Consider the following 9,883-nt stretch of genomic DNA (forward strand, 5'->3'; position numbering starts at 1 on the left):
GCAAATGCATCTCATTCCTATAGACGAACCTGTCACCCGAAACTTGCAGTGCCCATCGGGCATAAGCACATCGATATGTGCTTCCGTCCTTTTTGCTTGCAACCTGCCAGCGGCAAGGCCGCCGATTCAGCGGATCACGCTGAGCAGCGGCAGGCGTACCAACTCGGCGTTGGCCAACAGGGCCACGGTGCGCAACAACGCCTCCGGGTCATCCAGGGCAAAGACACCGCTGAGCCGCAGTTGCTGCAGGCGCTCGCCGACCACCAGCACGCGGCCATGCTGGTAGCGCTCCAGTTCGCGCACGATGTTCTGCAGCGGCTGCTGGTTGAAGATCAGCTTGCCGCGCGTCCAGGCGGTCAGTGCATCGGCATCGGCAGGCGTAGCCAGGCCGATGACATCACCACTGAAGATCAGTTGCTGGTTGGCGTTGATGGTCGAAATGCCGGCAAGACCGGCCAGCTCCACGGCACCGGAAAGCACCGTCAGCACACTGCGGCGCCCCTCCTGCCGCAACGAGAAACGTGCCGCGTGCGTGCGCAGCTGGCCATCACGGGCAACCAGCACGAACGCCTGCGCATTGCCCGCGGCCACGTCGATGAATATCTCCCCCGCCCTCAACACCAGCTCACGCTGCTGGTGGGCAAAACGCATGGAAACCGCACTGGCGGTGTTGAGCCATGCGCGCGAGCCATCGGGCAAGGCCAACACGCGCCGTTCGCCCGTCGCCGTGCGCTGGTCGGCAAGCAGTGCTGTGTTGATGCCAAGCACGCCGATCCCGGCCAAGGCCGCTGCTGAGGCCCCGCCAACCAGCAAGGCGCGCCGGCTGATGCCCCGGCGTGCCGCCGGTGCGGTGACCACCTGGACAAACTGCCGGTGCTCGCGCGCCACCTCAGTGTGGCCAACGGCATCCAGCAACGCCTGCGCCTGCTGCCATGCGTGCGTGTGTGCCGGCGAACGCGCACGCCATTGGGCGAAGGCGCTCCGCTCGGCGGCGCTGGGGTTGCCCCCCATGCGTACCAGCCAGGCGGTCGCTTCCTCATCAATGGCCGTGTTGCGGGACCGGAATATGTCGGGCATGAAGGCGTGGCGTAGAGGCTGCGCAGCAGGGAATGGAATGCAGGAAAACGATCCCCTGCTGTTTATAGACGTTTGCCGGAACCCAAACTTGCAGCAGGCGTGCCGCCGGCTCCGTCAATCGTTGCCCAGCCGATGGCGGCAATGCCGTAGCGCCTGCGCCAGGTACTTGGCCACCATGCTTTCGGACACGCCCAGCTTGCGGGCGATCTGCGCATGCGACAGCCCGTCCACGCGGAACATCAACAAAGCCAACCGGCAGTTTGGTGGCAGCTCACGCAGTGCTGCGTCCAGCCGCCGCATCTGCGCGCTGGCGGCGGCATGCTGCTCCGGGCCCGGCCCGGTATCGGGCAGCGATGCCTCCGGCTCGCCATCTCCATGGCTGCGCTGTTCACGGCGTACCGCGTCAATGGCCAGGTTGCCCGCCACCCGGTAGATGAAGGCCCGGCGGTCCTGGATCTGCGCATCATCCTGTTGTCGCGCCTCGGAATCGCGCAGGCGCAGGTAGGTGTCCTGCATGACGTCTTCGGCACGCTCGCGGCTGCCGGTGCGGCGCCGCAGATGGCGGGACAATTCGTCATAGAGCGCCAGGAAGCTCTCCATCAGGCGCGAATGTGGCGCGCTCACGCGTGCACCCGCTGGCCTGCAACCCGCCGGCCACCTGCATTGAAAATCGGGGAAAGACAGCAACGTCCGCGCATGGCCAGACACGTTCTCCGTGTGTTCGAGCGTTGGCTGGCACGGATGCTGGCTGGCTGCACATCATAGCCTGCAACGCAGGCGGCCAAACCTGCCAGAACACAGCGTTCGCATGCAGGCGGCAAACACCATCACGTTGAAACATGCGCGGCCCGGTTCGGCCGCCTGGCATGTGCGGTGCGCAGCCAATCGCGTGAAGTCGATGTCAAGGCAATGCAACGCCGGGAACACCGCGGGATAACCGTTCACCAGATGGGACGCTCAGACTATTTTTTGGGGTCTACCCGCTCTTCGGTGCCCCCAATATCGTTGGGCCCAGTCAACTCCCCACCGCGCAGGTGTCCCATGAATGAACTCAATGCATTGGTCGTGCTGCGCGCCAAACCCGGCCGCGAGGACCACCTCCGCAGCAACCTGATCGACCTGGTCGAGCCGTCACGGGCCGAGGCAGGCAACCTTCGCTACGACCTTTACCAGGACGCCGGTGACAAGGCGCGCTTTGTTTTCATCGAACGCTGGGCCAGCCCTGAAGACCAGCAGCGGCACCACAACGATGGACCGCACATCCAGGCCTTCCATGCCGATGGCGACGACGATGTGCAGTCGCGCGAAATCATCATGGTGCTTGAACGCTTGGCCTGAGCTTCACCGCCCCTCACAGGGCATCCATCGAAAATCACAACAGCCAGCCGCGTGGAATCACCACGTTGCATGTGTGGTTGGCTCGCGTTTGTTCGCCCCTGCACGGGGCACCCCTGCGGCCCTTGGCCGCCACACTCCCGGAGACATGAACATGTCCAGCGAACCGATCCGTGACCCGAAGAAAGACGATCTCCTGACCCCGCAGAACGCCGCCTTCATCATCATCGACTACCAGCCCGTGCAGGTGAACTCCATCGCCTCGATGGACCGCCAGCTGCTGGTCAACAACATCGTCGGCGCATCCAAGGCCGCCGTGGCCTATGGCCTGCCGATCGTGCACTCCACCGTGAACGTGAAGACTGGCCTGAACAAGCCGCCGATCCCGCAGCTGCGCAAAGTGCTGGGCAACTACCCGACCTACGACCGCACCACCATCAACTCCTGGGAAGACGTGGAGTTCCGCAAGGCAGTGGAAGCCACCGGCCGCAAGAAGTTGATCATGACCGCGCTGTGGACCGAAGCCTGCCTGACCTTCCCGGCGCTGGACGCGCTGCGCGAAGGCTACGAGGTCTATGTGGTGGTCGACGCGGTCGGTGGCACGTCAGTGGCCGCGCATGAAGCCGCGCTGCGCCGCATCGAGCAGGCCGGTGCCAAGCCGATCAGCGTGGTGCAGCTGTTCTGCGAGCTGCAGCGCGACTGGCAGCGCAAGGAGACCGTGCCGGACTTCATGAAGCTCTTCATCGAAACCGGCGGCACGGCGGGCATCCAGTTCTCGTACGACCAAGCCGAGTAAGTAGCCCCCATGGGGGCAGGACACCCGTCCTGCCTCCTCTCTCCGAGCTGGGCATCATGTCTGCATCTTCCGCGCCACTCCGCCTGCAGCCACTGACGACGCACCTGGCCAGCTGGTGGCAGGGTGATCGCCCGCGGTTACTGCACGCCACAAAAACCTGTATCGCCCTGGTGTTGGCACTGTGGGTGTGCATGCGCCTGAACCTGGCGCCCCCGCGCACGGCCACGGTTTCGGTGGTGATCCTGATGATGCACCAGCACGTCGGGATGGTGATCGCGCGTGGCGTCTATCGTGGCATCGGCATGCTGGTCGGGTGTCTGGCGGGGCTGGTGCTGATTGCCGCATTCGCACAGCAACCGCTGGTCTTCTTCATCGCCCTGGCGGCCTGGCTCGCCGCCTGCGTCTACGGCGCGGCCTATTACCGCAACTACCAGTCCTACGGTTTCGTGCTGACCGGGTATGCCACGGCCATCGTGGCCATTCCTGCCTGGAGTGCGCCGTATGCGGTGTTCGACAACGTGGTGCACACCGCGAGCGAGGTCGTCATCGGTGTTGTCGCCGCGGCGCTGGTCAGCGCGCTGTTGTTCCCGCTGCACGTCAAGGAAGCCCTGTTCGCCCTGGGCCACCGCCACGCCAGCACGTTCATCGGCTTCATCCGCAACTCACTGCATTGGAAGATCAACGATGCCCAGCCGCAGGCCAGTCGTCTGCACCTGCAGTTGCTGGGCGAGCGTGCGCAGATAGAACAGCTGCGCAGCGCGGCGATATTCGAGGACCCCGCGCTCCGGCTCGGCGCACCGCTGATGGCCAGCCTCAGTCACGACTTCCTGGACACCGCCGCCGGCTTCCACATGATGCGGCAGATCCGCGCCAGGGCCGAGCGCGCAGGCGCCGCAGACGCGCTGGCGGCCATCGATGCGCTGTTTGAAAACTTGTACGTGCTGCTGCCCGCCCCTGGCGACGATGGCCGCATTCCGCTGGATGAGGTGCGCACCCTGGCGCTGCGGTTGGATGCATTGGTACATGCGCTGCCGGCAACCATCGCGCGGCTGCGCAGCACGCATGTTGCCGATACGGATACCGAGGATGCGTTTGCCGCTGCGGCGTCAGCGCTCTATTTCGCGGTGGGCGACCTGCGCGCCTACCTGCGCAGCTTCATCGCCATCCGCGACCGGCCCACCCAGCCGGACCGCGCCAACCCGCCCCGCCGGACCCGCATCCTCAGCACCGCCAATGCCATGGCCGCCAGCGCGGCCGGATTGCGCGCGGCCATCAGCGTGCTGCTGGTTGCATGGCTTTGGGTGGCCTCGGGCTGGTCGGGCGGTGGCAGTGCGGTGATTGCCACGGCCATCACCAGCGCGCTGTTCGCCGTGCTGCCGTTCCCCGCCAAGGCAAGCAAGCACATCTTCCTGGGGTGCCTGGCCGGGTGGCTGGCGGCCTTCGTCTTCGATTCGTTCGCGCTGCCCCGCCTGGACGGTTTTGCCCTGCTCGCCCTGGCGATCGCGCCGGTCATCTTCCTGGGCAGCTACCTGGGCACCTTCCCGAAATTCGCCGTCTTTGGCCTGGGCTTCAACATCTACTTCTGCTTCATCAGCAACATCAACAACCCGCATCAATATGACCCGATGGGGCTGCTGGACACCGGCTTTGCCATGTTGATCGGCATCGGCGTGGCCAGCCTGTCGTTCTCCATCCTGGTGCCCTACGCCGGCGACTGGGTCACCGCGCGCTACCTCACCCAGATCCGTGCGCTGGTCGCGCGTACCGCCACGCGCGCGCCAGTCAGCCCCACGCTCCTGCTGCATTTTGAAAGCAGCATGCGCGACTTCATCCTGCAGGCGATGGGACGGCCGGAGGAAGGGCGGATCGGCAGGAAGCAGCTGATGGGCTGGGCGTTCGCCTCCATGGAGGTGGGCCGGGCCATCATCCAGATCCGGGAAGCCAGCCAGCAACACGCCGCGCAGTTGCCGCCCCAGTGGCCGGCCGCGCGCCGGAACTGGACCCGCGCCCTGGCCGAGCTGTTTGAACGCCCCGGCCCCGACGCCCACCAGAACGCGCTGGCGGCCACCCGTGCCGCGCTGGAGGCGCTGCCACGCGTGGAGCAGTTCAACGAAGCACCACTGGTGCTGGCCACTTTCCGTATCCGCGCCCTGCTCCGTTCGGTGGAGCTGACCCTCACCGACGAGGAGCTGCCGATCCATGCCAGCGCCTCGTCCCCTCTGCAAGGACAAGCCCATGCCGCGTGAAATCGGATTCCTCGGGATGCTGGTCCCCGGCCTGCTGCCGATCCTGATGGCCTGTGCGGTGCTGTTCGTCGGCCTGGACCTGGTGCTGTCCCGCGCCGGCCTGTACCGCCATGTCTGGCACCCCTCGCTGTTCCGCGCATCCCTGTTCCTGGCGTTGTTTTCCGCCGCCGGTCTCACCCTGGGCCGATGAAGCCCCCAACGACATTGCTGCCATGACTACACATTCCTGGATCCGCTTTGCCCTGACAGCCCTTGTGCTGGCCATCGCCCTGCTGCTCGCCCACTGGCTGTGGCAGGACTACATGCATGCCCCATGGACACGCGACGGGCGCGTCCGCGCCGATGTGGTGCAGGTGGCGGCCGATGTGTCCGGCACCGTGGTCCAGGTGCACGTCCAGGACAACCAGGTCGTGAAGAAGGGCGAGCTGCTGTATGAGATCGACCCGGTCCGCTTCGAGGATGCGCTGGCCAAGGCCGAAGCAGCCGTGGCGCAGGCGGCGGCCCAGCGTGGGTTGTCGCGCGCGCAGTCGGCCGAGCGGGCCTCGGAAAGCAGCATGAAGCAGGCCCAGGCCCGGCGCCGTGCGGCCCTGGGTGAACTGGTCATTTCACGCGAGGCCATGGCCGACGCCTCGGCCGTGGCCGCGCAGGCCCGCAGCAGCCACGCCGCGGCCCGTTCCGGCGTGCATGCCGCCGAAGCGGCCTATGAAGCCGCCCTGGCCGCCCGCCAGATTGCCCTGCGCGACCTGGAACGCTCGCGGGTCACCGCACCCGTCGATGGCGTGGTCACCAACCTGACCCTGCGCACCGGCGATTACGGCCAGGCCGGCCAGTCGCGCATGGCCATCATCGCCAGCGGTTCGTACTGGGTATACGGCTATTTCGAGGAAACCCGCCTGCCCGGCATCCGCGTGGGCGATTCGGCCGACATCCGCCTGATGGCCGGAGGCCAGCACCTGACCGGCCGGGTCGAAAGCATTGCCACCGGCATTGCCGACCGGGACAACGCCGGTGGCGATGGCCAGCTGCACAACGTCAATCCCGTCTTTACCTGGATCCGCCTGGCACAACGCATCCCGGTGCGCATCGCGCTGGATCCGGTGCCGGCCGAAGTGATGCTGGTTTCCGGCATGACCTGCACGGTCACGCTCACTCCCGCCCCGGCCCGGGGCACTGACACGGCAGGTACGCGGCAATGAACGACCCCGGCAACCTCAACGACATCCTCCTGCTGGTTGGCCGGCTGCTGCTGGTGCTGCTGTTCGTGGCCAGCGGCATCGAGAAGCTGTTTGATTTCAAGGCCGGATTGGCCGAGGTGAATGCCAAGCGCCTGCCCCTGCCGGCGCTCGCACTCTCGGCGACCATCGCCCTGCAGCTGGTCACCGGCGCCTGCATCGCCGCCGGCCATTACGTCCCGTGGGCGGCCATTGCGCTGGCCGGGTTCACCCTGGCGACCGCCGTGGTGTTCTACCCGTTCTGGTCCGCGCCTGCTGCAGAGCGGGCAGCGCTGAAGAACGGGTTCCTGGAGCACATCAGCATCATCGGCGGGTGTCTGTTGCTGATTGCCGCCGGCCCCGGGAAATTCGTGCTGTAACGACGCAAGGCGCGGCGCTTCAACGCCCGGTGACAGCAGCCTGCCGCAGGATGCGCACCACCTCATCCACCGCCTCGTCCCGCTGATAGAGGTAGTGATCAGCATCGATGACCAGGGTGGATGCCGCTGCGGGCAGCAACGCGCTGTCCAACGGCACTGCACCGTCGCCGGGCGGCTGCTCGCCGGTGAGGCTCCCGGCAATCGTGTGGTAGGAAACGCCGGGGCGCGGCATCAGTGACTCCCCCACCCGACGCACAGGTTGCGCCACCCTCAGGGTGGCGATGCTGTTCAGCCGCGACTGCAGGTAGCTGGCGCGGAGTTCCTCGCGCACCGCCCCCGGCTGCGTCTGGGCAAGCCGGGCCAGCGCCTTCAGCTCCGGTGCGCGTCGCCCCACCAGGCGGTTCATCACACGGCCAAGCCAGCCATCGGCGGCCGGGCTGCCATGGTGTGGCGCGGCCAGGAAAATCGCACGATCAACACCGGGGTAGTGCGAGAACAGAAACGTCTCGCGGATGACATCACGGTCCGCCGGTGCGCCCTGCAGGGACTCCGGCGGCACCTTGAATGCCGCTGACCACAGCACCTCGCCGCTGTCGGCACTCAACAGCCTGGCCACGACGCCCCCCATGCTGTGCCCCACCAGCACCATGCCCTGACGTGCCGGGTCATCCCCTTCCGGGTCCAGCGCGCGCCACGCCGCATCCAGGTAGGTCTGGACGCGGCGGCGTGTGATCAGCAGCGGCGCGTTGGTCTGGTACACCACATGCCAGACCTGGAAATTCCGCCGCAGCAGCGGATCGCCCCAGATTGCATTTGATGTCTTTGCCCAGATCAGCGGGCTGCTTCCAAGGCCATGGATCATCACCACCGGGCGCCGCTTGGGGTCGTAGTCCTCAAGCAGATAGACACCGGCACGATGGCCGACCTTCTTGCCGCCCAGCAGGCCCCAGACACCTTGCCTGTTCAGTGCCGAGGCGCGCGCGCCCAGGGCATAGGCCGCCGAGCGATCCACCGACAGCGCCCCCAGCGCCGCGGGAACGCTGGCGTTTTCCGGGTCGGCGACCACCAGCAACGGCAACCCATCGCCCACCGCCGGCTCCACCCACGCGGTCACGGCACGAAACACGCCCTCCGCCGGCAACAACGCACAGGCCGGCCGGTCATCACAGCGTGGCGACATGGCCACGAGCGGCACGCCGAAGCCGATGCTGGCGTGTCGTTGCCCGTCGTAGATGGCCATCGACACATCCGCCGCACGGGACAACTCAAGCGCGTGTTGCAGATTCGGCGAAATGCCGCGGAAGGCGACCTGCATTTCAACGCCACCGACATGCCGCCGGCCTTCCATCCACCCGCGCCGGCTTTCCCGCAGTGCCGCGTGCAGCAGGTGATCGGTGCAACGGTTGGCCAGCGCCACCGCACGCGCCCTGTCATCGTCCACCACGGCCGCGGCGTACGCTTTTTCTGCACAGGCGAGCCACTGCCGGTTTGCAGCCACGCCATCGGACAAACGCTCGGCACGGAGGGCGGACGTCCGCGCCGCAGCCATGGGCCGCGCGCACGTGTCGGCCGCCTGACAGGGCACAGATTCCGCCACGGCAGCATCGGCACGCATGGCTTCGGGCGTGCTTGCACAGCCACCAAGAAGCGCGGCAAAGGCCAGCATTCCCGCAGGCCCGCGCCACAAACCAACCCAGGCAAGCGCACCCATCATTGTCTCCAGCGGCGGGACATCAGGCCGGACCGTTTGAAAGACTGAAAATCATATACGCGCCGCATGCCGAATCCCGTGCCACCGCTGTGCCCTCGCCTCCACGCACAGCGGGAGACGCGCGCCATGCCCGCCAGCTTCGGATCTCATCTTCCATCCCTCCCACCTTGCTGCCTTGCCGCCTGCGTTGGCGGGGTGACACCGGCACAGGGTTTCAGTGACGCCTTGGATGGGGGCCGAGCCATGGCCCAATCACCGCCACAGAAGTTCCCCGGGGGCACGCCTAATTTATGTACTGGTCAGTTTGATATTCAGGGTTGATTCCGTTGGCTAACGGATAATTCACACCTGTCGAGCAGCAAACGGTTTCACCGCTGCATCGATCAAACCAATAAAAAAGGTAATCCCGATTATGAAGACTTCCCTGATCGCTCTGGGCCTGCTGGCCGCTCTGCCGTTCGCTGCCTCGGCTGCTGATGGCCTGTCCTACAACTACGTGGAAGGTGGTTACGTCAACACCGACGCCAAGGGTGGCGACGCCGATGGTTGGGCTGTGAAGGGCTCGGTTGCTGTGCACCCGAACTTCCACATCTTCGGTGAATACAACGCCCAGGAAACCGACAAGGGCAAGGTTGATTTCGACCAGTGGCGCCTGGGTGTCGGCTACAACTACACCGTGGCTCCGAATACCGACCTGCTGGCCCGCGCTGCATACCAGAAGTTCGATCCGGACTACGGCACGACGTTCAACGGCTACAGCGCTGAAGTCGGCGTGCGTACCGCCTTCACCCCGAACTTTGAAGGCTATGTCCTGGCCGGTTACGAGGATTACAGCAAGAAGCACGGCTACAACCCGGACGGCGAGTTCTACGGCCGCGTCGGCGCGACTGGCAAGTTCAACGCCAATTGGGGCCTGACCGGCGAAGTGAAGCTGGCCAAGGCTGGCGACCGTGAGTGGTTCGTCGGCCCGCGCTTCACCTGGTAAGCCTCGGCTGCACAGTGTTGTAAAGGCGCGTGCTCTCTCTCCCACGCGCCCCGGAAGCCCGGTCTCCCCCAGACCGGGCTTCTTTCTGTTTGGGGGTTGGGTGCCGGGAATCGGGAATCGGGAATCGAGATTGGGGATTCGC

The 9,883-nt window shown here is 65.9% G+C and carries 10 protein-coding genes; 7 read left to right on the top strand and 3 right to left on the bottom strand.

Annotated elements, in window-relative coordinates; all coding sequences use genetic code 11:
* Positions 1-126: 126 nt before the first annotated feature.
* Together ACVOLO_RS12290 and ACVOLO_RS12295 are read right to left on the bottom strand one after the other, a co-directional pair.
* Positions 127-1,077, bottom strand: a complete 951-nt coding sequence (locus ACVOLO_RS12290; RefSeq protein ID WP_481570587.1) for a FecR family protein — start codon at positions 1,075-1,077, stop codon at positions 127-129.
* A gap of 114 nt (positions 1,078-1,191) precedes the next feature.
* Positions 1,192-1,701 carry an RNA polymerase sigma factor gene (locus ACVOLO_RS12295; protein WP_481570589.1) on the bottom strand — a complete coding sequence of 170 codons (510 nt, stop codon included), beginning with the start codon at positions 1,699-1,701 and terminating at the stop codon, positions 1,192-1,194.
* Between the two features lie 417 nt (positions 1,702-2,118).
* On the opposite strand from ACVOLO_RS12295, the gene ACVOLO_RS12300 reads away from it, so the two are divergent.
* From ACVOLO_RS12300 to ACVOLO_RS12325, 6 genes are all read left to right on the top strand, one after another.
* The gene (locus ACVOLO_RS12300; protein WP_481570590.1) at positions 2,119-2,415 is read left to right on the top strand and encodes a putative quinol monooxygenase; all 297 of its coding nucleotides are present in this window, start codon (positions 2,119-2,121) and stop codon (positions 2,413-2,415) included.
* Between the two features lie 151 nt (positions 2,416-2,566).
* Positions 2,567-3,208, top strand: a complete 642-nt coding sequence (locus ACVOLO_RS12305) for a hydrolase (protein WP_313273842.1) — start codon at positions 2,567-2,569, stop codon at positions 3,206-3,208.
* A gap of 56 nt (positions 3,209-3,264) precedes the next feature.
* Positions 3,265-5,454: an FUSC family protein gene (locus ACVOLO_RS12310; protein ID WP_481570591.1), complete on the top strand. Its 2,190-nt coding sequence runs from the start codon at positions 3,265-3,267 to the stop codon at positions 5,452-5,454.
* Positions 5,444-5,644, top strand: coding sequence for a DUF1656 domain-containing protein (locus tag ACVOLO_RS12315; RefSeq protein WP_313273837.1), 201 nt, complete (start codon positions 5,444-5,446; stop codon positions 5,642-5,644). The genes ACVOLO_RS12310 and ACVOLO_RS12315 overlap by 11 nt, the downstream gene beginning before the upstream one ends.
* A gap of 22 nt (positions 5,645-5,666) precedes the next feature.
* On the top strand, positions 5,667-6,650 hold the full coding sequence (locus ACVOLO_RS12320) for an HlyD family secretion protein (protein ID WP_481570592.1): 984 nt from the start codon (positions 5,667-5,669) through the stop codon (positions 6,648-6,650).
* Positions 6,647-7,045, top strand: coding sequence for a DoxX family protein (locus ACVOLO_RS12325; RefSeq protein ID WP_481570593.1), 399 nt, complete (start codon positions 6,647-6,649; stop codon positions 7,043-7,045). The genes ACVOLO_RS12320 and ACVOLO_RS12325 overlap by 4 nt, the downstream gene beginning before the upstream one ends.
* A gap of 19 nt (positions 7,046-7,064) precedes the next feature.
* Here ACVOLO_RS12325 and ACVOLO_RS12330 read toward each other — a convergent pair whose 3' ends face one another.
* The gene (locus ACVOLO_RS12330) at positions 7,065-8,594 is read right to left on the bottom strand and encodes an esterase/lipase family protein (RefSeq protein ID WP_481570594.1); all 1,530 of its coding nucleotides are present in this window, start codon (positions 8,592-8,594) and stop codon (positions 7,065-7,067) included.
* A 574-nt stretch (positions 8,595-9,168) separates the two neighbouring features.
* Here ACVOLO_RS12330 and ACVOLO_RS12335 point away from each other — a divergent pair.
* Positions 9,169-9,741 (top strand): OmpO family porin, encoded by a 573-nt coding sequence (locus ACVOLO_RS12335; RefSeq protein WP_481570595.1) that lies wholly within the window; start codon positions 9,169-9,171, stop codon positions 9,739-9,741.
* Positions 9,742-9,883 lie beyond the last annotated feature (142 nt).

The organism is Stenotrophomonas sp. STEN056, assembly GCF_056759635.1.

Coding starts and splice junctions, on each gene's coding strand:
- ACVOLO_RS12290 (WP_481570587.1), bottom strand. CDS start 1,077: ATGCCCGACATATTCCGGTCCCGCAACACGGCCATTGATGAGGAAGCG.
- ACVOLO_RS12300 (WP_481570590.1), top strand. CDS start 2,119: ATGAATGAACTCAATGCATTGGTCGTGCTGCGCGCCAAACCCGGCCGC.
- ACVOLO_RS12305 (WP_313273842.1), top strand. CDS start 2,567: ATGTCCAGCGAACCGATCCGTGACCCGAAGAAAGACGATCTCCTGACC.
- ACVOLO_RS12310 (WP_481570591.1), top strand. CDS start 3,265: ATGTCTGCATCTTCCGCGCCACTCCGCCTGCAGCCACTGACGACGCAC.
- ACVOLO_RS12315 (WP_313273837.1), top strand. CDS start 5,444: ATGCCGCGTGAAATCGGATTCCTCGGGATGCTGGTCCCCGGCCTGCTG.
- ACVOLO_RS12320 (WP_481570592.1), top strand. CDS start 5,667: ATGACTACACATTCCTGGATCCGCTTTGCCCTGACAGCCCTTGTGCTG.
- ACVOLO_RS12325 (WP_481570593.1), top strand. CDS start 6,647: ATGAACGACCCCGGCAACCTCAACGACATCCTCCTGCTGGTTGGCCGG.
- ACVOLO_RS12330 (WP_481570594.1), bottom strand. CDS start 8,594: ATGGCTGCGGCGCGGACGTCCGCCCTCCGTGCCGAGCGTTTGTCCGAT.
- ACVOLO_RS12335 (WP_481570595.1), top strand. CDS start 9,169: ATGAAGACTTCCCTGATCGCTCTGGGCCTGCTGGCCGCTCTGCCGTTC.